General features: G+C 74.9%; 14 protein-coding genes. 3 read left to right on the forward strand and 11 right to left on the reverse strand.

Features of this window, described 5'->3' with window-relative positions:
• Nucleotides 1–803, reverse strand: an 803-nt coding sequence (locus ABZ719_RS14435; protein WP_366725517.1) for a maltotransferase domain-containing protein, incomplete at its 3' end; no start/stop codon positions are given.
• Nucleotides 804–1,118: 315 nt separating this feature from the next.
• Here ABZ719_RS14435 and ABZ719_RS14440 point away from each other — a divergent pair.
• On the forward strand, nt 1,119–3,788 hold the full coding sequence (locus ABZ719_RS14440; protein ID WP_366725518.1) for a glycosyltransferase family 1 protein: 2,670 nt from the start codon (nt 1,119–1,121) through the stop codon (nt 3,786–3,788).
• Nucleotides 3,789–3,876: 88 nt separating this feature from the next.
• Here the strand turns inward: ABZ719_RS14440 and ABZ719_RS14445 are convergent, their stop codons facing one another.
• From ABZ719_RS14445 to ABZ719_RS14460, 4 genes are all read right to left on the reverse strand, one after another.
• Nucleotides 3,877–4,398 (reverse strand): DUF1990 domain-containing protein, encoded by a 522-nt coding sequence (locus ABZ719_RS14445; RefSeq protein WP_366725519.1) that lies wholly within the window; start codon nt 4,396–4,398, stop codon nt 3,877–3,879.
• A gap of 73 nt (nt 4,399–4,471) precedes the next feature.
• Complete coding sequence (locus tag ABZ719_RS14450) at nt 4,472–6,136, reverse strand: M4 family metallopeptidase (RefSeq protein ID WP_366725520.1); 1,665 nt, start codon at nt 6,134–6,136, stop codon at nt 4,472–4,474.
• A gap of 283 nt (nt 6,137–6,419) precedes the next feature.
• Nucleotides 6,420–8,468 carry a M4 family metallopeptidase gene (locus tag ABZ719_RS14455; protein ID WP_366725521.1) on the reverse strand — a complete coding sequence of 683 codons (2,049 nt, stop codon included), beginning with the start codon at nt 8,466–8,468 and terminating at the stop codon, nt 6,420–6,422.
• Nucleotides 8,469–8,849: 381 nt separating this feature from the next.
• Nucleotides 8,850–10,403, reverse strand: a complete 1,554-nt coding sequence (locus tag ABZ719_RS14460) for a WD40 repeat domain-containing protein (protein WP_366725522.1) — start codon at nt 10,401–10,403, stop codon at nt 8,850–8,852.
• 224 nt (nt 10,404–10,627) lie between these two features.
• Between ABZ719_RS14460 and ABZ719_RS14465 the strand changes: the two genes are divergently transcribed.
• A complete protein-coding gene (locus ABZ719_RS14465; protein WP_366725523.1) occupies nt 10,628–10,855 on the forward strand; it encodes a hypothetical protein in 228 nt (75 codons plus the stop codon).
• Between the two features lie 179 nt (nt 10,856–11,034).
• On the opposite strand, the gene ABZ719_RS14470 is transcribed toward ABZ719_RS14465, so the two are convergent.
• Complete coding sequence (locus ABZ719_RS14470; protein ID WP_366725524.1) at nt 11,035–11,697, reverse strand: 1,4-alpha-glucan branching protein; 663 nt, start codon at nt 11,695–11,697, stop codon at nt 11,035–11,037.
• A gap of 34 nt (nt 11,698–11,731) precedes the next feature.
• A complete protein-coding gene (locus ABZ719_RS14475; protein WP_366725525.1) occupies nt 11,732–12,328 on the reverse strand; it encodes a TetR family transcriptional regulator C-terminal domain-containing protein in 597 nt (198 codons plus the stop codon).
• Between the two features lie 98 nt (nt 12,329–12,426).
• Between ABZ719_RS14475 and ABZ719_RS14480 the strand changes: the two genes are divergently transcribed.
• Complete coding sequence (locus tag ABZ719_RS14480) at nt 12,427–13,683, forward strand: FAD-dependent monooxygenase (RefSeq protein WP_366725526.1); 1,257 nt, start codon at nt 12,427–12,429, stop codon at nt 13,681–13,683.
• Nucleotides 13,684–13,694: 11 nt separating this feature from the next.
• Here the strand turns inward: ABZ719_RS14480 and ABZ719_RS14485 are convergent, their stop codons facing one another.
• The 4 genes from ABZ719_RS14485 to ABZ719_RS14500 are packed head-to-tail and all read right to left on the reverse strand — an operon-like array spanning nt 13,695 to nt 21,418.
• Nucleotides 13,695–15,773, reverse strand: a complete 2,079-nt coding sequence (locus ABZ719_RS14485) for an ABC transporter transmembrane domain-containing protein (protein WP_366725527.1) — start codon at nt 15,771–15,773, stop codon at nt 13,695–13,697.
• Nucleotides 15,770–17,542 carry an ABC transporter ATP-binding protein gene (locus ABZ719_RS14490; RefSeq protein ID WP_366725528.1) on the reverse strand — a complete coding sequence of 591 codons (1,773 nt, stop codon included), beginning with the start codon at nt 17,540–17,542 and terminating at the stop codon, nt 15,770–15,772. Before ABZ719_RS14490 ends, ABZ719_RS14485 begins: the two co-directional genes overlap by 4 nt.
• Before the next feature lie 19 nt (nt 17,543–17,561).
• Complete coding sequence (locus ABZ719_RS14495; RefSeq protein WP_366725529.1) at nt 17,562–19,430, reverse strand: ABC transporter ATP-binding protein; 1,869 nt, start codon at nt 19,428–19,430, stop codon at nt 17,562–17,564.
• Nucleotides 19,427–21,418: an ABC transporter ATP-binding protein gene (locus ABZ719_RS14500; RefSeq protein WP_366725530.1), complete on the reverse strand. Its 1,992-nt coding sequence runs from the start codon at nt 21,416–21,418 to the stop codon at nt 19,427–19,429. Before ABZ719_RS14500 ends, ABZ719_RS14495 begins: the two co-directional genes overlap by 4 nt.
• Nucleotides 21,419–21,623: the final 205 nt, after the last annotated feature.

Here is a 21,623-nt window from a genome sequence, read left to right on the forward strand (position 1 = left end):
GGCTGTTCGGGGGTGCCTTCGGAGCGGGGGAAGAACTCGTACCAGGCGCCGTACAGGGCGCGTTCGCGTTCGACCTGGAGGGACAGCGGCTCGGAGGCGGTGACCAGCTCGCGCAGCGGGTGGCGGGCCAGGACCGCGTCCACCTCCGGCGTCAGCGCCGCCGCCAGCCGGGACGCGGCCGGCCGGTCCGGGTCCCGCAGCGCCGCCTCGGCCGCGAGCACCGTCTCGCGCTGCGGCCCCTCGGGCACCCCGGCCGCGGCACGCCCGTACAGCAGGGCGCCCTCCGCCAGCACCAGCTCGGTGTCGAGGCCCGCCGGGATCTTGATCCGCGCGTGCCGGCGCCAGGTGGTGACCGGGTCTCCCCAGGCCTCGACGGTGTACGTCCAGCGGCCCGGCTCCCCGGCGGTCACCGTGGCGCCCCAGCGGTCGGTGCCCGGCGCCAGCTCCCGCATCGGCGTCCACGGGCCCGGACGGCCCCCGGGATCGCGCAGGACCACGTTGGCCGCGACGGCGTCGTGGCCCTCGCGGAACACGGTGGCCGAGATCTCGAACGACTCACCGGTCACCGCCTTGGCAGGCCTGCGGCCGTGCTGGACGACCGGCCGGACGTCGAGGACGGGGATCCGGCCGACGGCGGTGGCGTCGGGCGCCCGCGAGGGCCCCGGGGGCGGGGCCGCCGCCCCGGGCGCTGCCGCGTCGCCCGGCCGGGCCGCGGGGTCGGCCGGGGCCCCGGCGCGTGGTCGGCGCGTGCCCTTGGTGCCGTGGGCCGGGGGTGGTGCCGAGTGGTGGTGCGTGGCGGGCATGACCGCTCCTGTCCGCGTCAACGAGGGTGTGGGCGGATATCCGTGGGGAGGTTGGTCCTGCGGGGTTCCACTGTGGGGTGTACCGCAGGAGCCTTCCCACCCTCTTCGGGTGAGCAATCCGGGACTTTGTTAACTACTCGCGTGTATGTCCACACACAAAGTTGGCCTTGTCTTGGTCCACCCGGCGGTGCGGACCCCAGCGGCACCCGCGCCCCCGCGGGTACGGTGCTGTGTGACGGGGCGCACAGTGCCGTGCGTCCTGCCGGCGAAGCGCACCGTGCCGTGCGTCCATCAGCGAACGCGCCGAGGTGGAATGTGAAGGCGATCCGTCGGTTCACCGTCCGTCCCGTTCTCCCCGAGCCCCTACGACCCCTCAGCGAGCTGGCCCGCAATCTGCGCTGGTCGTGGCATGCGGAGACGCGTGACCTCTTCCAGTCCGTCGACCCGGAGCAGTGGGCCGCCGCCGGCGGCGACCCGGTCCGCCTGCTGGGCGGCGTCTCCCCGGCCCGGCTGGCCGAGCTGGCGGCAGACCGCCGCTTCCTGCGCCGGCTGACCGCCGTCGCCGACGACCTGCACGACTACGTGACCGGCGACCGCTGGTACCAGGCGCAGCCCGCCGGGCTGCCCGCGGGCGTCGCCTACTTCTCGCCCGAGTTCGGCGTCACCGCCGCCCTGCCGCAGTACTCCGGCGGCCTCGGCATCCTCGCGGGCGACCACCTCAAGGCCGCCAGTGACCTGGGCGTTCCCCTGATCGGGGTCGGACTGCTGTACCGGCACGGCTACTTCCGGCAGTCCCTGTCCCGGGACGGCTGGCAGCAGGAGCACTATCCGGTCCTCGACCCCAACGAGCTGCCCGTCACCCAGGTGCGCGAGGCCGACGGCAGCCCTGCCGGGGTGTCGCTCGCGCTGCCCCGCGGCAAGGCCCTGCACGCCCGGATCTGGCTGGCCCAGGTTGGCCGGATCCCGCTGCTGATGCTGGACTCCGACGTCGAGGAGAACGACCTCGGCGAGCGCCAGGTGACCGACCGGCTGTACGGGGGAGGCAGCGAGCACCGGCTGCTGCAGGAGATGCTGCTGGGCATAGGAGGGGTGCGTGCGGTGCGGACGTACTGCCGGCTCACCGGGCACCCCGAGCCGGAGGTCTTCCACACGAACGAGGGCCACGCGGGCTTCCTCGGCCTGGAGCGGATCGCCGAGCTGGGCGAGCGGGGCCTCGACTTCGACGCGGCCCTGGAGGCGGTGCGCGCGGGGACGGTCTTCACCACCCACACGCCCGTCCCGGCCGGCATCGACCGCTTCGACCGGGAACTGGTCGCCCGCCACTTCGGACCCGACGCCGAGCTGCCCGGCATCGACGTCGAGCGCATCCTGCGGCTGGGCCTGGAGACCTACCCGGGCGGCGAGCCCAACCTGTTCAACATGGCGGTGATGGGGCTCAGGCTCGCCCAGCGCGCCAACGGAGTGTCCCTGCTGCACGGCAGGGTCAGCCGGGAGATGTTCGCCGGGCTGTGGCCGGGCTTCGGCCCCGAGGAGGTGCCGATCACCTCGGTCACCAACGGCGTGCACGCCCCGACCTGGGTGGCCCCGGAGGTGTTCCGGCTCGGTGCCCGGCAGATCGGCGCGCAGCGCGCCGAGGACGCGCTGTCCGTGGGCGGCTCCGACCGCTGGGACTCGGTGGCCGACATCCCCGACGAGGACATCTGGGAGCTGCGCCGCGAGCTGCGCGAGCAGCTGGTCACCGAGGTGCGCCGGCGGGTGGCGGCGGCGTGGCGCCAGCGCGGCGCGGGCCCGGCCGAGCTGGGCTGGGTCGACGGCGTCCTGGACCCCGAGGTGCTCACCATCGGGTTCGCGCGCCGGGTCCCGTCGTACAAGCGGCTGACGCTGATGCTGCGCGACCGGGACCGGCTGATGGACCTGCTGCTGCACCCCGAGCGGCCGGTGCAGATCGTGGTCGCGGGCAAGGCACACCCGGCGGACGACGGCGGCAAGCGGCTCATCCAGGAACTCGTCCGCTTCGCCGACGACCCGCGCGTACGCCACCGGATCGTCTTCCTGCCGGACTACGGCATGGCGATGGCGCAGAAGCTCTACCAGGGCTGCGACGTGTGGCTGAACAACCCGCTGCGCCCGCTGGAGGCGTGCGGCACCTCCGGCATGAAGGCGGCCCTCAACGGCTGCCTCAACCTGTCGGTGCTGGACGGCTGGTGGGACGAGTGGTACCAGCCCGACTTCGGCTGGGCGGTCCCGACCGCGGACGGCGGCGCCGCGGGGCCGGTGACGGCGGGCGAGGAGGCCGACCACCGCGACGACGTGGAGGCGGCGGCGCTGTACGAGCTGCTGGAGCGGCGCATCACGCCCCGCTTCTACGAGCGGGGCCGGGCCGGGCTGCCCGACCGCTGGATCGAGATGGTCCGCAGGACCCTGACCCTGCTGGGCCCGAAGGTGCTGGCCGGCCGGATGGTCCGCGAGTACGTGGAGCGCCTGTACACCCCGGCCGCGCACGCCCACCGCGCCCTGGACGCGGAGGCGGCGCGGGAGCTGGCGGCCTGGAAGGCGCGGGTGCGGGCGGCCTGGCACGAGGTGACGGTGGACCACGTGGAGACGTCCTGCCCGCCGGCCGGGCGCACCGACGAGCCGCCGTCGACGGCCACCGCCGAACTCGGCTCCACGCTGGGCCTGCGGGTTCGGGTCGGGCTGGGCGGGCTGGGTCCGGAGGACGTCCAGGTGCAGGCCGTCTCGGGGCGGGTCGACGAGGAGGACCGCATCACGGACGCCACCGCGGTCCCGCTGAAACCGGCGGGCGCCCCCGATCCGGACGGCCGCTGGGTGTACGAGGGGCCGCTCTCCCTGGACCGCACCGGACCCTACGGCTACACGGTCCGCATCCTGCCCGACCACCGCCTGCTCGCCTCGCACGCCGAGCTGGGCCTGGTGACCGTACCGGCCCAGGACGCGGGCGACGGGGCGGGGGTGCTGCTGCGCTGACCGCCCGGGCGGGGCGGCGCGGGGGAGCCGGCGGAGGGTGTGCCCGCCACCGTGGCGGGCCGGCGGCCGGGCGGGCCGCGCCGCCCGGTCAGGTGCCGTCGCCCAGTCCCGCGCACAGGCGGCGCAGCACCGTGCCGCAGCGGCGGGCGTAGGCGTGCTGGAAGCCGCGGGCCGCCGGGCCGCCCGCGCGGGCGTACCACTTGGCGGGGCGGCTGAAGGCGGTCACGGTCAGCCAGACCGTGCCGTCGCCGGTGCGGTCCACGACGAAGGACTCCTCGCCCGTCTCGGGGTGGCCGGGCAGGGTGCCGTACGCCCAGCCGGCGCGGCGGGGCTCCTCGAGGGTCCAGACGATCCGGCAGGGAGCCTTGATCATCCCGGCCAGGGTGACGGTGACGTCGGCGCCCGGGGCGGCGCGGGCCGCGGCCGTGTCGATGCCGACGCCCACCGCCCGGTGCAGTTCCCAGGTGAGGACGGCCTCGGCGGCGCGCCGGAAGACCGCCTCGCCCTCGCCGATGCGGGTGCGCACGTGCAGGGGGTGGAAGCCGGGCGGGCAGTGGCCCCGCTCGCGGGTCGCGCCGACCTCCTCGTAGGTGAAGTCCTCCGAAGACATGGGACCCAAGCGTAGGGCGGCACCCGGGGGAGTGGTCCTCCCGGGTGCCGCCCGTCGCAGTGCGCCGCCGGAATCAGTTCACGCTGACCCCGGACCAGGCCGCCGCGACCGCCTTGTACTCGGCGCTGGAGGAGCCGTACAGGGCCGACGCCGCGTTCAGGGTCGCCGTGCGGGCGGCCTTGTAGTTGGTGGTCGACGTCATGTACGTGGTCAGCGCCTTGTACCAGATCTGCAGCGCCTTGTCCCGGCCGATGCCGGTGACCGTGGAGCCGTTGGACGTCGGCGAGTTGTAGCTCACGCCGTTGATCGTCTTCGCGCCGCTGCCCTCGGCCAGCAGGTAGAAGAAGTGGTTGGCGACGCCGGACGAGTAGTGCACGTCCTTGTTGCCGACCGTGGAGGACCAGTAGTCGGCGGAGGCGCCGTCCTTGCTGGGCTTGTCCATGTAGCGCAGCGGGGTGCCGTCGCCGTTGATGTCGATCTTCTCACCGATGAGGTAGTCGCCCTTGTCGGTGGAGTTGTTGGCGTACCACTCGACGCCGGTGCCGAAGATGTCGGAGGTGGCCTCGTTCAGGCCGCCCGACTCGCCGCTGTAGTTGAGGCCCGCGGTGTTGGAGGTGACGCCGTGGCTCATCTCGTGCCCGGCGACGTCCAGCGCGGTCAGCGGGTGGGTGTTGCCGGAGCCGTCGCCGTAGGTCATGCAGAAGCAGCTGTCGTCCCAGAAGGCGTTGACGTAGTTGCTGCTGTAGTGGACGCGGGAGTAGGCGCCCACGCCGTTGTTCTTGATGCCGTTGCGGCCGAAGGTGTTCTTGTAGAAGTCCCAGGTCTCCTGGGCACCGTAGGCGGCGTCGGCGGCGGCGGTCTGGTCGGAGGAGGAGCTGGAGGCGGTGCCGGTGCCCCACACGTTGTCCGCGTCGGTGAACAGAGTGCCGGTGCCGCTGGTCTTGCGGGCCAGGTTGTACGTCTTGTGGCCGCCGCGCGTGGTGTCGTACAGCTGGTACGTCGAGCCCGACAGGTTGGTGGTCAGACTGACGGTGCCCGAGTACAGCGTCTTGCCGGTGCCGGTCGCGTTCTCGATGCCCTGGTACTCGTAGAGCTTCTTGCCGGTGGCGGCGTCGGTGATGACGTGCAGCTCGTTGGGGGTGCCGTCGTCCTGGAGGCCGCCGACGACGGTCTCGTAGGCGAGGACGGGCTTGCCGCTGCCCGCCCAGATGACCTTGCGCGGGGCGCGGTCGGCGGCGGTCTGCGCGGAACCGGCGTCCTTGGCGAGCGACACGGCCTGCTGCTCGGCCTTGGCGGCGGCGACCTTCGGGGTGAGCGAGGCGACCTTGATGGCCGCGCCGGTGGCCTTGGTGACGCCTTCGGTCTTCCCGGCCGCGGAGGTGTGGACGATCAGGTCGCCGCCGAGGACCGGGAGGCCGGCGTAGGTGCGCTCGTAGCGTGTGTGCACCGTGCCGTCGGCGTCCTTGACGACGTCCTTGGCGACCAGCTTCTCCTGGGCGCCGAGGCCTATCTGCCGGGCGGTGCCGGCCGAGTCGGCCTGCGCCTGCTGGAGCAGGGAGGTGCGGGCGGCGGCGGTGAGGGAGGCGGGGGCGGCGGCCAGGGTGGTCCGGCCCGGGGTGCCGGCCGGGGTCTGGGCCGAGGCGACGCTGGTCAGGCCGGTGCTGAGGAGGGCTCCGGCGGCGACGGCGGTGGCGAGGGCCAGCGTGGTGCGCTTGTGACGCAGAGGGCGGGGAGTCACACAAGCTCCTTATGTGGGGGGCCCGGCCGGCGTGGGGGTGCCGGCCGGACGGGAGGTCGGTTGCTGTGCTCGTGCGGCGGGTGGAGAGAGAGTGACATCAAGGACGCGTACATGTCAGGACCCCGAGGTGATGTTGGCCGAAAGTTGACTGTCCGATTCGTGTTTCGGCAGTGTGAACGGGCGCCGCCCCGGGTGTTCCGCCTCCGGAACGGCGCCCTGTCCTCGGGGGAGTCGGGCCCCCGGCGACGACGCGAGGTCCTCGCCGGGCGGCCCCGCGCCGGCTCTACGGGAAGGTCAGCTTCCAGCCGTCGATGTAGCCGGTGTCCTGCGGACCCTTGTCCTGGACGCGCAGCTTCCACGTCCCGTTGGCGGCCGACGAGGACGCGTTGACCGTGTAGGTCGCGTGCACGTCGGGCGTCGAGTCGTAGCCGCTGTTCTTGAGGCGGTACGTCGACCCGTTGGGGGCGACCAGGTCGATCTGGAGGTCACCGCTCCAGGAGTGGACGATGTCCACCGAGACCTGGAGGTTGGAGGGCGCGTTGCCGCTGCGCCCGGTGACCGTGATGGACGAGGTGACCGCCGAACCGTAGTCCGGGATGTTCACGTTCGAGGTGTTCTCGAACGAGGTGCCGCCGCCGCCCGGGTCGCCGCCGCCGGAGCGCGAACCGACCGCGACCCCGGCCCAGGCGTCCTGCACGGCCTTGTACTCGGCGCTGGAGGTGCCGTACAGCTCACCGGCCGCCGCCAGCGTCCCGGTGCGGGCCGCGGCGTAGTTGGTGGTGGACGTGAACTTCGTGGTCAGCGCCTTGTACCAGATCTGCAGCGCCTTGTCCCGGCCGATGCCGGTGACGGGCAGCCCGTCCGCCGTGGGCGAGTCGTAGCTGACGCCGTTGATCGTCTTCGCGCCGCTGCCCTCGCTCAGCAGGTAGAAGAAGTGGTTGGCGATGCCGGACGAGTAGTGCACGTCCTTGTTGCCCACGCCCGAGTACCAGGAGTCGGCGGAGGCGCCGTCCTTGCTGGGCTTGTCCATGTAGCGCAGCGGGGTGCCGTCGCCGTTGATGTCGATCTTCTCACCGATGAGGTAGTCGCCCTTGTCGGTGGAGTTGTTGGCGTACCACTCGACGCCGGTGCCGAAGATGTCGGAGGTGGCCTCGTTCAGACCGCCGGACTCGCCCGAGTAGTTGAGACCCGCGGTGTTGGAGGTGACGCCGTGGCTCATCTCGTGCCCGGCGACGTCCAGCGCGGTCAGCGGGTCGGCGTTGCCCGAGCCGTCGCCGTAGGTCATGCAGAAGCAGCTGTCGTCCCAGAAGGCGTTGACGTACGAGTTGCCGTAGTGGACCCGGGAGTAGGCCGCCGCGCCGTCGTCGCGGATGCCGTTGCGGCCGAAGGTGTTCTTGTAGAAGTCCCAGGTGACCGCGGCGCCGTAGTGGGCGTCGGCGGCGGCGGTGGCCGCGTTCGACGTGGTCCCGTTGCCCCAGGTGTCGCTGGACTGCGAGAACAGGGTGCCGGTGCCGGACGTGCCGTGGTTGAGGTTGTACGTCTTGTGGCCGCCGCGCGCCCCGTCGTTCAGCGTGTACGTCGAACCCGACTGGGTCGTGGTCAGCGTGACCTGGCCGCTGTACTGGGTGTTGCCGACACCGGTCTCGACGCCCTGGTACCGGTACAGCTCCTTGCCCGTGTTCGCGTCGGTGACGACGTGCAGCTGGTTCGGGGTCCCGTCGTCCTGGAAGCCGCCGATCACCGTCTCGTACGCCAGCACCGGCGTGCCGCCGGCCGCCCAGATCACCTTGCGCGAGGACTGGTCCACCGAGGCCTTGGTGCTGCCGAGCGTCCGGGCCCGCTGCACCGCCTGCTTCTCGGCGGTCGCCTTCGACACGCCCGGCGTGAGGCTGCGGACCTTGACGGCCGCGCGGGTGGCCTTGACGACCGACTCGGTCTTCCCCGACTTCGCGGTGTCGACGACCAGGTCGCCGCCGAGGACCGGCAGACCGGCGTAGGTCCGCTCGTAGCGGGTGTGCACGGTGCCGTCGGCGTCCTTGACGACGTCCTTGACGACCAGCTTCTCCTGGGCGCCCAGGCCCAGGTCCTTCGCCGTGCGGGCCTTGCTGCCGTCGGCGTCGCGGATCAGCTCGGCCCGCTGCGAGGGCGTGAGCTTCACGGCGAGGTGGGCCGGGTTGAGCCTGCCGGCCTGCGGCGCCTGCGCGGGGGCCGCGGCGGCGGCGCCCGACTGGACGGCCGTGGCGATCAGCGCGGCGACACCGGCCAGGGCGATGCCCGCGGCCCGGCGGTGGGTGGTGTGGGAGGTGCGTCTGCGAGAGCTGCTGCTACTCAACACTGACTCCTTCTGCGTGGCCACGGGTCGCGCGGCCAGGGGGAGATCCGGACGCGGGGTGAGCCGTCCGGGCAGAACTGCGAGAACGCGGAACCAGGTGCGGACGTGCGAGGTGCTGACGTACGACGAGCTGACGTGCCGACGTGCGACGAGCTGACGTGCCCCGTACTGACGTGCGGCGAGCTGCGACGTGCCGGCGTACGGGGTGCGGGCCGGTCCACGGTCCGGGGAACGGTGGGGGTGCTGTGGGGTGACTGTGAACGGCCGAGGGGAAGATTGGCAGGAGTACGCGGTCCTTGTCAGGAGCGCGTCATCAAGTTGGCCGGAAAACGTCCGTTGACCGGAAGTTCATGTTCGGTATACGAACCGGACGCCCGGGGCTCAGCCGGTGGGTGCCGCGGCCATGTGCCGGGCCGCCGCCGGGGTCATCCACAGCCGGACCGTCCGGTCGCCGGCGCCGGTGGCCAGCAGCGTGCCGTCCGGGGAGAACGCGAGCGCGAAGACGGCCCCTTGGTGGCCGGCGAGGGGCTGCCCCACGGGCCGTCTCGTCCGCGGGTCCCACAACCGGGCCGTCCGGTCACCGGTACCGGTGGCCAGCACGGTGCCGTCCGGGGAGAACGCGAGCGCGAAGACCGCTCCCAGCTGGTGCAGCGGCTCGCCGTCGGGTTCCTGGGTGGCGGGGTTCCACAGCCGTGCCGCCCGGTCGCGGCTGCCGGTGGCCAGCAGGGCGCCGTCGGGGGAGAAGGCGACCGTGACGACGGCGCCCTGGTGCCGCAGGGGTGCGCCGGCCGGCTCGCCGGTGGCCGGATCCCACAGCCGGGCCGTCATGTCCTGGCCGGCGGTGGCCAGAAGTGTGCCGTCGGGAGCGAACGCCATCGCGTGCACCTGCTCCCGGTGGCCGGTGAGCGGCTCTCCCACGGGCTCGCGCCCGGCCGGGTCCCACAGCCGGACCGTGCCGTCCTCGGCGCCGGTGGCGAGCAGCGCGCCGTCCGGGGAGAAGGCCACCGCGTGCACCGCGCCGTGGTGACCGAGCAGAGGCTCTCCGGCGGGCGCGCCCGCCGCGGGGTCCCACAGCCCGACGGCCGTGCCTTCTCCCCCGACGGCCAGCAGCTTGCCGTCGGGGGAGAAGGCCAGCGCGGACGCGGGTCCCCGGCGGCCGGCCGGCAGTTCGGCCAGGGGCCTGCGGGCGGCGGGGTCCCACAGGTGCACCGTGCCGTCGTGGCTGCCGACGGCGAGGAGGGTGCCGTCGGGCGAGAACGCCACCGCGGCGACCACGTCGCTCGCCTCCAGCGGGGGCAGACCCAGGGGGTGGCCCTGCTCGACGGCGTGCGCCACGGCGCGCGTCGCGAGGCATCCGAAGGGCTTCGCGGAGGAAGCCGGGGAGGTGGACGAGGCCGGGGACACGGAGCGCGATGAGGACGGAGGCGACGACGGGGACGGGGAGGGGGACGACGACGGGGACGGGGAGGGGGACGACGACGGGGGTGACGGCGGAGAGGGAATCTCGGCCGGCGCCGGTCTCGCGGCGGACTCCGGCTGCCGGGGGCGGGCACGGCCCTGTCCGGCCTGCCTGCCCTGCCTGAGTGCCGCGCGCGCCTCCGTGACGGCCGCCCATCGCGCGCGCCACGCGTCCAGTTCGTCCGCCGTGGGGTCCGGCGGCTCGCACTCCCTGCCGTACCGGTCCCAGGACAGCAGGGCCCGCACGAGCCAGATCAGCCGGTCCAGGCCGCTGTAGCCGCCGTTGAAGAGGGAACTCTGCGTGGCGGGCGGCAGACAGGCGCGCTCGTCGGCGAAGAGCCGGGCGGCCCGCCGCGCGATGGTCCGCAGCGACGGATTGCCCGCCCGCACCTTCAGCTCGTTCAGCAGCCGGGCCTGCTCCCGCAGCAGTTCCCCGGCGATGTCCCCGGCAGCGTGCGGCTCCTGCGCGTGCTCCATGACCGCCCCCTGGTGTCGCGTGGTGACGAGCCAGGTTAGGGGCACCGGGGCCGTACGGCACCGAACTTGACGGAACGTTCCCGAACGGTGCCGTACGGCGGTACGCGTTCGGCGGCGCACGGCGCCGTACGGCGGCCGTACGGCGGTGCCGCCCCCGCGCTCGGGTTCCTCCGGACTTGTTCGGCGGACCGTGCGCGCGCCGCCGGACGGAGCACAGTCGGGACATGACCACGACCCGGACACCCCAGCCGCCCGGCTCCTCCCCGGACGAGCCCGCCGCCCCGCCGTTCCTCTCCCTGCACACCACCGTCGTCCTGCTCACGGCGATCGTGATCGGCCTGGTGGCCGGGTTCCTCACCGCGCACACCGGTGCCCCGGTGGCCGCCGCCGTCCTCGCGGGGCTGACGAGTTCCGGCGCGAGCGTGCCCGTCCTGCGCACCCTCATCCGGTGAGCGGGATCCCGGGCAGGGCCCGCGCTCCCTGCCCGCCCGCGGCCCCGGGAGCGCCCGCCGCCGGGCCGGCGGGCGCTGCTGCGGGCGCGCGGGACACCTCGGAACAACTCGGGAGACCTCGGCAGACGCGGACCTTCGGACAGAACAGCCGCGCCCGGCGCGCGGTCCGTTCGGAGCCCTCAGACGCGGGCGCCTGCGCGCAGGACGGCGAAGACTCCCTGGGCGCGGGTGCCGTCCGGCTGCTGCCAGGGACCCGCGACGTGGCCGGTGGCCGCCGGGGGCGCGGGCGGCGGACCGTCCTCCCGGGCGGGCGTCAGGACCCGGTGCACGAGGAGCACGGTGCCGTCGGCGGCGGTCAGTTCCGTGGCCCGCGGCGTGTCGGTGACCGCGGAGAACGCGGTGGGGGCCGGGTGCGCACCGGCGTACGAGCGGACGATCTCGCGGTCCGGGGTGTCGCTGACGCTCTGCGCCTGCGCCTCGGCCCGGCCGTCGATGAGGGCGGCCAGCCGGCCGGTGAGCACCGGGTCGTGGCAGCCGTCGTAGGCCCAGCGCGGACCCAGCACGCCGTGCTCCATGGTGCCGACCAGGGCGTGTTCCGCGCCGTCGAGAGGGGCGGCGCGATAGGTGAGGGGCACCAGGTAGGTGGCGGGGCGGGGACCGGTGGTGTCATTGACGACCATGAACTCGATGCCGACCTCGCCGTCCGGGTCGTCCAGGCGGAAACCGCCCGCCTTGGTCAACTCCGGTTCGGACGCGCCCGCGTACCAGGTGCGGGCGGGCAGCCAGGCGGTGAGCAGTTCGAGTTTGGTGGGCTTGACGGTGGTGCGGTGGATGACGGCCATGTGAGCCATTCTGCTCCCGGCCCCACGCGCTCCCTCACCGCCCGGCGTCGTCCGGCGCGTCCCGCCGCAGCGCGCCCGCGACCAGGCCCGTCACATCTGCGGGCGACACCGTCCCGCCGTTCACCAGCCGGTCGAAGACCAGGCCGTCCACACAGGTCAGCAGGGTGACCGTGCGTGCGTCGGCGTCCGCTTCCGGCACGCCGCGGGCGGTCAGGAAGGCGCGTACGGTCTCCCGTCCCGCGTTCTCGCGCGGGGTGAGGATCTCCCGCAGTTCGGGGTGGTGCACGCTCTCGATCGCGCACGCGTAGCGGGCCAGCGAGCGCGTCCGGCCTTCTCCCGTCAGCCGCTGTGCGGACAGGGCGGCGATGCCCGCCGCCAGCTCCTGCGGGTCGCGCGGCACCGGTGTCCGCCGTCCCGCCTCCTGGAGTTCCGCCTGGTCCAGCGCGACCAGCCGCCGGACCAGGGCGGTGAGCAGGGCCCGGCGCGTGCGGAAGTAGGCGGAGGTGGTGCCGGGGGGCAGGTCCGCCGACCGGTCGACGGCACGGTGGGTCAGCCCGCGCATGCCCTGGGACGCGAGGACGGCGATGGCCGCGTCGGCGAGGGCGGTACGGCGGTCGGTGGGTGTGGGCACCCCTATTTCTACACCTGTAGAGACGGGGAGTACGCTCGGGCGCGGATCTTCTACAGATGTAGAAGATCCGGGGTGTACGACGTGCGGAAGGGGCCGGTATGAGCGGTACGGGTGGCACTGCGGTGGTGGTGGGCGGGGGCATCGGCGGGCTGGCCGCGGCGATCGGCCTGCGCGCGGCCGGCTGGGAGGTCGTGGTCGCCGAACGCGCTCCGGTGCTCGCCGACGCCGGGGCGGGCATCTCCCTGCACGCCAACGGCATGCGCGCCCTGGACGTCCTCGGCGTCGGCGAGGCGGTGCGCGCGGCCGCCCGGCCGCAGTACACCGGCGGGACCCGCACCCCCGACGGCCGGTGGCTGTCCAGGATGGACGGCGCCGCCCTGGAACGGGAACTGGGCACGCCCATCGTCGGCATCCCGCGCGCCGCCCTGCACCGCGCCCTGCGCGCCGCCCTCCCGCCGCAGTGCCTGCGGACCGGGGCGGAAGTGACGTCCGTGGAGGACACCGGCGGCGGGCGGGTGCGGGTCCTGCTGCGCGGCGACGGCGCCGGCACCGATGCCGGGTCCGGTCCCGCGGCCGGCCCCGATGCGGCCTCCGGTCCCGCGGACGGCCCCGATGCCGGGCCCGGTGACGTCCTCGGCGCCGACCTCGTCGTCGCCGCCGACGGTGTCGGCAGCCGCCTGCGCCGGGCGCTGTTCCCGCACCACCCCGGCCCCGCCTACAGCGGGTCCACCGTGCTGCGCGCCGTCACCGAGCATCCGGTGGACCTGCGCACCGACTTCGAACTGACCTGGGGCCGGGGAGCCGAGTTCGGGCACCTCGCCTTCCGGGACGGCCGCGCGGAGTGGCACGCCGTGCTCAGCTCACCGCCCGGGGTGCGCCCCGCCGACCCGCTCGCCGCGCTGCGCCGCCGCTTCGCCGGCTGGCACGACCCGGTCCCCGCGCTGCTCGCGGCCACCCGGCCCGACGCCGTCCTGCACCACGACATCCACGAACTCACCGTCCCGCTGCCCGCCTACGCCGCCGGCCGGGTCGTCCTCCTGGGCGACGCCGCCCACGCCATGACCCCCCACCTCGGTCAGGGCGCCTGCCAGGCCCTGGAGGACGCGGTCACCCTCGCCGCCGCGCTCGCCGCCGCCCCGGCCCTCGAAGCGGCGCTGGCCCGTTACGACGCCGAGCGCCGCCCGCGCAGCCAGTCCGTGGCCCGCGCCGCCCGCCAGGCCGGCCGGATGGGCCAGCAGCTCAGGTGGCCGCCGGCCGTCGCCGTCCGCAACGCCGGCCTCCGGCTGGCACCGTCCCGCGCCACGATGCGGGCCATCCTGCGGCACGCCGACTGGACTCCGCCGAAGCTGCCCTGACGACCGGCCGGTCAGCCCCCGGCCCCGCCCCCGACCGCCTCCTGGCGTCCGCCCGCGACCGCCTCCGGGCCGTCGTCGGCGACCGCCTCCCGGCCTCCACCCCGGCCCACCTCCGGGCCTTCGTCCGCGACCGCCCCCGGGCCTGCGTCCCCGACCACCTGCCGTCCTTCGTCCGCGACCGCCTCCCGTCGTCCGCCCCGGCCCACCTCCGGGTCTGCGTCCCCGACCGTCTCCCGTCCTTCGTCCGCGACCGCCCCCGGGCTCCTGTCCGCCGCCGCCTGCCGGTCCTCGTCCCCGTCCGCCTCCCGGTCCTCGTCTGCGCCGGCCGCCGGGCCTTCGTCGCCGTGCCACGTGTGCCACAGCGCCGCGTACGCCCCGCCCGAGGCCACCAGCTCCTCGTGGGTGCCCAGTTCGGTGAGCAGGCCGTCCTCCATCACGGCCACCCGGTCGGCGTCGTGCGCGGTGTGCAGGCGGTGGGCGACGGCGATGACCGTACGGCCCCGGAGCACGGCGGCCAGCGCGCGTTCGGCGTGGCGGGCGGTCGACGGATCGAGCAGCGCGGTGGCCTCGTCGAGGATCAGGGTGTGCGGATCGGCCAGCACCACCCGCGCCAGGGCGAGCTGCTGGGCCCGGGCCCCGTCGACCGGGTGGGCGCCCGTGCCCAGCCCGGTGTCCAGGCCGTCCGGCAGCTCCCGCACCCAGGCGTCGGCGCCCACGGCGGCCAACCCCGACCACAACTGCCCGTCCGTCGCGGCCGGTTCGGCGATGCGCAGGTTGTCGCGGACCGTGCCCAGGAACACATGGTGCTCCTGGGTGACCAGGACGACCTGGCGGCGCAGCCGCTCCGGTTCCAGCGCGGCGACCGGTACCCCGCCCACGGTCACCGCTCCCGCGCTCGGCGCGTCCACGCCCGCCAGCAGCCTGCTCAGCGTCGTCTTGCCCGCACCGGACGGGCCCGCCACGGCCAGCCGCTCCCCGGGCCGCACGGTCAGGTCGACCCCGCGCAGCACCTCGCCGCCGTTCTCGTAGGCGTAGCGGGCCCCGGTCACGTCGATGCGGTCGTCCGCGGGGGCGGGCGCCCGGTCCGCGGCGGACCGCGGGGCCCCGGCCAGGCCCTCGACGCGCGCGAAGGAGGCGCCGCTGCTCTGCAGCAGCTCGACGTGCATCAGGATCTGGTCCAGCGGCTCCGTGAACTGCCGCAGGTACAGGGCGGCGGCCACCACCGCGCCCACCGTCACCGCGCCCCGCGCGTGCAGCGCCCCGCCGACCAGCAGCACCCCGGCCACGGGCAGCACGTACGACACCTCGACCGCCGGGAAGAACACGCTCCGCAGGACCAGCGTGTACAGCCGGGCGCGCCGGGAGGCGTCCAGCGCCGCGCGGCTCGCCGCGACCCGCCGGCCGGCCAGCCGGTACGCCTCGACCGTACGGGCACCGGAGGCGGTGGCCGCCAGCACCTCGGCCACGTCGGAGTTGGCCGCGCCCTCCCGGAGGTAGCCGTCCCGGGCCCGCCGCAGGTACCAGCGCACCGCGCCGCCGACCGGGGCCAGCGCCAGGATCCCGACGGCGCCGAGCAGCGGGTCCAGCAGGAAGACGGCGACCAGCACGAACAGCGCCTGCACGGAGCTGACCAGCAGTTCGGGGCCCACGGTGCGCAGCGTGGTGCCGACCGCGGCCACGTCCGCGGTGCCGCGCGTGGTCAGGTCGCCGGTGCCGGCCCGCTCCACCACCGAGGCGGGCAGGGCCAGCGCCCGGTCCACGAACTCCTCGCGCACCCGTGCGAGAGTGCGTTCGCCGAAGCGGTGCCCGGCGTACCGGGCCCAGCGCGCCAGCAGCAGCTGCGCCAGCGCGGCCGCCAGGATGCCCACGGCCGGCCGGTCCACGCCGGCCGTGCCGCCGCCCGCGCGGACGTGGTCGATGATCCGGCCGAGCAGCCAGGGGCCGGCGAGGCCCGCCGCGGCGGCCAGCACGTTCAGGGCCAGGACGGCCGCGAAGGCCCGCCCGTCGGCCCGGACCAGCCGCAGCGCGGCCCGCCGGACCCGCGCCCGCCCGGCGACCGGCAGCCCGCCCGTGGCGTCGTCCGCCGTCATCGCAGGACCTCCTGAGCGGTTCGCCGCACGGGCGCCTGCGTGCTTCCCCCGGTGGCCGCGGTCCGCTCCGTGCTCCCCTCCGCGTCCCGCGCCACCAGCGCCCGGTACCCCGGCTGCGCGGCGAGGAGTTCGCGGTGGCCGCCCGTCGCCGCGACCTTGCCCTCGACGAGGTAGTGCACGGTGTCCGCGTGGTCCAGGACCAGCGGGGAGGTGGTGGTGACGAGCGTCGTCCGGCCGGCGCGGGCCTGCCGCAGCCGCTGCGCCACCACGGCCTCGGTGTGCGCGTCCAGTGCGGAGGTCGGCTCCACGGCGAGCAGCACCCGGGGACGGGCCAGCAGCGCCCGCGCCAGCCGCACCCGCTGCCGCTGCCCCCCGGACAGGCTGCGGCCCTGCGCGGTCACGGCCGCGTCCAGGCCGCCGGCCCGCCCCTGCACGACGTCCTCGGCGGCGGCCGCCCGCAGCGCCCCGGCCACCTCGTCCGCGTCCCGGTCGAGGGCGCCGGACACCACCTCCCGCAGGGAGCCCGCGAACAGGTCCGCCTCGTTGTCCGCGACCAGGATGTGCTCGCGCACCCCGGCGAGCGCGTACGCGTCCAGCCGTACGCCGTCCCAGGTCGCCGCCGACGGCGTGTAGCGGCCCAGGCGGTCGACGACCGCCGCCGCGTCGGCGGGACGGGCGCAGACCAGCGCGGTCAGCCGTCCCGGGTCCACCCGCACGTCCGACTCCGGGTCGTGCAGCGCCGCGGGCCGCGCGGGCGGCGGCAGCGTGCCGCTGTCCTCCTCGGGTTCCAGGCGCAGCAGCCGTACCACCCGGCGCGCGGCCACCACGCCCCGGCTCAGCTGGTAGCCCGACTCGACGAAGAACGACACCGGAGTCACCAGGACGGCGACGTACCCGTACACCGACACCAGCTCGCCCACGGTGATCCGCCCCTGGGCGGCCAGCCGGGCGCCCAGCCAGGTGACGACGGCGAGGAACAGCACCGGCAGGCCCGTGCCGAGCGCCTGCAGCCAGCTGGTCACCGCGCCCACCCGGTAGCCCTGCGTCCGCAGCCGCGCCGAGTCCTGCCGGAACGCGTCCGCGAACAGCCCCTTGCCGCCGAGCCCGTTGAGCACCCGCAGCCCGCCCGCGAGGTCGCCGATCCGCGCGGTCAGCACGCCCTGCCGCTCCCGGTACTCGCCCTCGGCCCGCTGCAGCCGCCGGGTCAGCGGCCCCACCAGCAGCGCGGTCACCGGCGCCCCCAGCAGCACGACCGCGGCCAGCGGCACGGACACCGACAGCAGCACCACCGCCACCGCCACGTAGACGACGGCCGCGCCCACCCCGGGGCCCACCACGGTCAGGCACTGGCTGATGGTCTGCACGTCGCCGACACCGATGGTGACGACCTCCCCGGCGGCGGTGCGGCGCGGCAGCGCGGCGCCCAGCCTCACCACGTGGTCCACGACGACCTTGACCGTGCGGAAGTTGGCGTCCATGCGCACCCGGGTCATCGTGCGGTGGCGCAGGATGCTCAGCCAGGCGTTGAAGGCCCCGGCCGCGAAGAGCGCGCCCGACCACCGGGCCAGCGCGCCCGTGTCGCCGGTCTGGAGCCCGTCGTCGACCGCACGCGACATCAGGTACGGCGTCGCCGCGAGCAGCACCATCCAGACACTGGCCAGCACCGCGCCCGCGACCGACCGGCCCGGCTGCCGGGCCACCAGCCACCACAGATACCACCAGCCGCCCCGGGTGTCGGGCGTGCCGGGGTCCGCGTACGCGTCGATCACAGGTCCCCCTCGCGGTCGTTCAGGCCAGGCTGTCGCGCCAGGCGCGGTGCAGGTGCGCGAAGCGGCCGGTGCCCGCGACGAGTTCGGACGGGGTGCCGTCCTCGACGATCCGGCCGTGCTCCATCACCAGCACCCGGTCGGCGATCTCCACCGTGGACAGACGGTGGGCGATGACCACCGCCGTACGGCCCCGCAGGACCGTCGCCATCGCGCGCTGCACGGCCTGCTCGCCGGGGACGTCCAGCGAACTGGTCGCCTCGTCCAGGATCAGCACCGCCGGGTCGGCGAGCAACGCGCGTGCGAACGCGACCAGTTGGCGCTGGCCTGCGGAGATGCGGCCGCCGCGCTTGCGCACGTCGGTGTCGTACCCGTCGGGCAGGGCGCTGATGAAGTCGTGGGCGCCGATCGCCTTCGCGGCCCGCTCGATCTCCTCGCGGCTCGCCTCGGGGCGGCCGATGGCGATGTTCTCGGCGACGGTCCCGGAGAACAGGAAGGCCTCCTGCGTCACCATGACGACCCCGCGCCGCAGTTCGGGCACGGACAGCTCGCGCAGGTCCACGCCGTCCAGCAGCACCCGGCCCTCGCTCGGGTCGTAGAAGCGGGCCAGCAGCTTGGCCAGCGTCGACTTGCCCGCGCCGGTGGAGCCCACCACCGCGACGGTCTGCCCGGCCGGGAGCGTCAGGCCGAAGCGGGGCAGCACCTCCCCGCCGGTGCGGTAGGCGAAGCGGACGCCGTCGAAGACCACCTCACGGCCGGGCAGGGCGGACCTGCGGGGCGGCAGCGGACGCGGCACCGCCGGTTCGGGCACCGACGGGGTCTGCGCGAGCAGCCCCGCGATCTTCTCCAGGGAGGCCGCCGCCGACTGGTAGGAGTTCAGGAACATGCCGAGCCGGTCGATGGGGTCGTACAGCCGGCGCAGGTACAGCACCGCCGCCGCCAGCACCCCCAGTTCCAGCGAGCCGTCCGTGACCCGCCAGGCACCCCACAGGACGATCGCCGCGACCGCCGTGTTCGCCACCAGCCGGGAGCCGACGACATAGCGGGCCATCTCCAGGAGCGCGTCACCGTTGGCCCGCTCGTGGCGCCGGTTGAGGGCGGCGAAGGCGGCGTCGTTGGCCCGCTCCCGGCGGAAGGCCCGCACCGGCCGGATGCCGTTCATCGTCTCCACGAACTTCACGATCACCGCCGCGATCGCCGTGGACCGCTCCCGGTACACCCGCCCCACCCGCCGCTGGTAGAGCCGCACCAGCAGGTACAGCGGCACGAACGAGGCCACCGCGACCGCGCCGAGACCGGCGTCGAGCCAGAGCAGCATCGCCGAGATGGAGACGAAGGACAGGACGACGGTGATCAGTTCCTGAAGGCCCTCGTTGAGCAGTTCGCGCAGCGACTCCACGTCCGTGGTGGAGCGGGAGATGAGCCGGCCCGAGGTGTAGCGCTCGTGGAAGTCCACGCTCAGGGCCTGCGCGTGCCGGAAGATCCGCCCGCGCAGGTCCAGCAGCACGTCCTGGTCGACCCGGGCGGCGGCCACGATGAACACCCACTGCAGGGCGCCCGAGGCCAGCGCGCACAGCAGGTAGCCGGCGGCGACCGCGACCAGCGGCCCGTGGTCGTGACCGCGGAAGGCGGGGACGGCCGTGTCGATGGCGTACGCCACCAGCAGCGGGCCCGCCTGCACGGCCGCCTGCTGGAGCAGCAGCACGAGCGTCGTGCCGGCCACGCGTGCCTTCATGGGCGCCAGCAGCGAGCGCAGCAGGGTGGCCGTGGCGCCCGGGGGAGTGGGCAGCACGTCCCGGTCGAAGGGGTCACCGGTGTCCCCGGTGGTGCCCGTCCGGGGCAGGCCGTCCTTCTCGCCGGGGGCGGGGACGGACGTCGTGGGGGCCGTCATCGGTCGTCGTCCTCCTCGTCGCGGGGGCCGCCGCCGGACATCAGGCGGGCGTACTCGGCGTCGGTGCGCAGCAGTTCGTGGTGGGTGCCCACGGCGGTGATCCGGCCGCCGGAGAGCAGGGCGACGCGGTCGGCCAGCAGGACCGTGGAGGGGCGGTGGGCGACGATCAGGGCCGTGGTGTCGGCGAGCACCTGGCGCAGCGCGGCCTCCACGGCGGCCTCGGTGTGCACGTCGAGGGCGGACAGCGGGTCGTCCAGGACGAGGAACCGGGGCCGGCCGACGACCGCGCGGGCCAGCGCCAGGCGCTGGCGCTGGCCGCCGGACAGGCTCAGGCCCTGCTCGCCGACCTGTGTCGCGGTGCCCTGCGGGAGGGCGTGCGCGAACTCGGCCTGTGCCACGGCGAGCGCGCGGTCCAGCTCGCCGGCGTCCGCGTCCTCGGCGGCGCCCATGAGAACGTTGTCGCCGACGCTCGCGGAGAACAGGGTGGGTTCCTCGAAGGCGACGGCGACGAGGGTGCGCAGCGTCCGCCGGTCCATCGCGCGGATGTCGGTGCCGTCCAGCGTGATCCGGCCGGAGGTCACCTCGTGCAGGCGGGGCACGAGCGCCGTCAGGGTCGTCTTGCCGCTCCCGGTCGCACCGACCAGGGCCATCGACTCGCCGGGACGGATGTGCAGGTCGACACCGTCGAGCAGGGGCGGGGAGCCGGGCGGGGCGTCGGGGTAGCGGAAGCGGACGTTCTCGAAGCGGAGCCCGCCCGTGACGGGCTCGCCCGCGCCGCCGTACGCCTTCTCGCCGGCCGCCGCGGTGCCGGTGCCGCCGGCCACCACGGTGTCGGTGCCGGTGCCGGTGCCGTCGGCCGTCACCGGGCCGGTGTGCCCGTCCGCTCTCACGGGCGTGAGGCCGCCGCCGGTCGCGGTGCGAGCCCCCGGTGTCACGGTGTCCGGCCCGGTGGACTCCGGTTCCGCGTCCATCACCTCGAAGTACCGCTCGGTGGCGGTCGCCGCCTCCTGGCTCATCGCGAGCAGGAAGCCGATCGACTCCACCGGCCAGCGCAGGGCGAGCGCCGTGGACAGGAAGGCGACCAGCGTGCCCGCCGACAGAGCGCCGTCCGACACCTGCACCGCCCCCACCACCAGCGTGGCCCCGATGGCCACTTCGGGCAGGCACATGATGACCGCCCAGATGGTCGCCAGCAGCCGGGCCTTGCGCAGTTCGGTGCCGCGCAGGGTGGCCGACAGTTCGCGGAACGCCCGGGCCTGGCTGCGGTGGCGTCCGAACCCCTTGATGATGCGGATGCCGAGCACGCTCTCCTCGACCACCGTCGTCAGGTCGCCGACCTGGTCCTGCGCCAGCCGCGCCACGTGCGCGTACCGCGTCTCGAAGAGGGCGCTCAGGGCGATCAGCGGCACGGCGGGCGCCAGCATCACCAGGCCCAGCGTCCAGTCCTGGAGCAGCATGATGACGACGCCCACCAGGATCGTCACACCGTTGACCAGCAGGAACGTCAGGGGGAAGGCGAGGAACTGACGCAGCAGCATCAGGTCGGTCGTGCCCCGGGACAGCAACTGGCCCGACGCCCAGCGGTCGTGGAAGGCGACCGGCAGCCGTTGCAGGTGCCCGTACAGGCCGGCCCGCATCCCGGCCTCGACGTTCGCCAGCGGGCGGGCCACCAGCCACCTGCGCAGCCCGAACAGCAGGGCTTCGGCGACGCCGAGCAGCAGCAGGTACAGCGCGCCCAGCCACACACCGCCCTGGTCCCGGCCGGCGACCGGCCCGTCCACCAGCCACTTCAGGACCAGCGGGATCACCAGCCCCACGCAGGAGGCGACGATCGCCACGAACGCGGCGACCGACAGCCGCGTGCGCACGGGGCGCACGTACGGCCACAGGCGCAGCAGCGTCCTGACGGCCGAGCGCCCGGCGGCCGTGGCGGCGGGCGGGGACGGCTCGTCGGGGCGGGCGGTGGCAGGTGTAGGTGTAGTGGACATCACTGCGGAGACTACGGACCGGCACGGACATCGCCCACCGAGTTTTGGCCGACCCCGCCCCGCCGGAACCGTCCTCCGCCGCGCTCCCGTCCCGCTGGAACCGTCCTCCGCCGGGCTCCCGTCCCCCCGGAACCGCCGTCCGCCACGCGCCCGCCCGGACCCCGACCGGTGCACCACCCCCTGCGCGCCCCCCCCGCGCGCCCAT

The sequence above is a fragment of the Streptomyces sp. NPDC006743 genome (assembly GCF_040703815.1).
In the GTDB taxonomy this organism is placed as follows: Bacteria; Actinomycetota; Actinomycetes; order Streptomycetales; family Streptomycetaceae; genus Streptomyces.

Excerpts from the sequence above, each read along its gene's own strand:
- ABZ719_RS14445 (WP_366725519.1), bottom strand. The coding sequence starts at position 4,398 with ATGTCTTCGGAGGACTTCACCTACGAGGAGGTCGGCGCGACCCGCGAG.
- ABZ719_RS14460 (WP_366725522.1), bottom strand. The coding sequence starts at position 10,403 with ATGGAGCACGCGCAGGAGCCGCACGCTGCCGGGGACATCGCCGGGGAA.
- ABZ719_RS14465 (WP_366725523.1), top strand. The coding sequence starts at position 10,628 with ATGACCACGACCCGGACACCCCAGCCGCCCGGCTCCTCCCCGGACGAG.
- ABZ719_RS14470 (WP_366725524.1), bottom strand. The coding sequence starts at position 11,697 with ATGGCCGTCATCCACCGCACCACCGTCAAGCCCACCAAACTCGAACTG.
- ABZ719_RS14480 (WP_366725526.1), top strand. The coding sequence starts at position 12,427 with ATGAGCGGTACGGGTGGCACTGCGGTGGTGGTGGGCGGGGGCATCGGC.
- ABZ719_RS14485 (WP_366725527.1), bottom strand. The coding sequence starts at position 15,773 with ATGACGGCGGACGACGCCACGGGCGGGCTGCCGGTCGCCGGGCGGGCG.
- ABZ719_RS14495 (WP_366725529.1), bottom strand. The coding sequence starts at position 19,430 with ATGACGGCCCCCACGACGTCCGTCCCCGCCCCCGGCGAGAAGGACGGC.
- ABZ719_RS14500 (WP_366725530.1), bottom strand. The coding sequence starts at position 21,418 with ATGTCCACTACACCTACACCTGCCACCGCCCGCCCCGACGAGCCGTCC.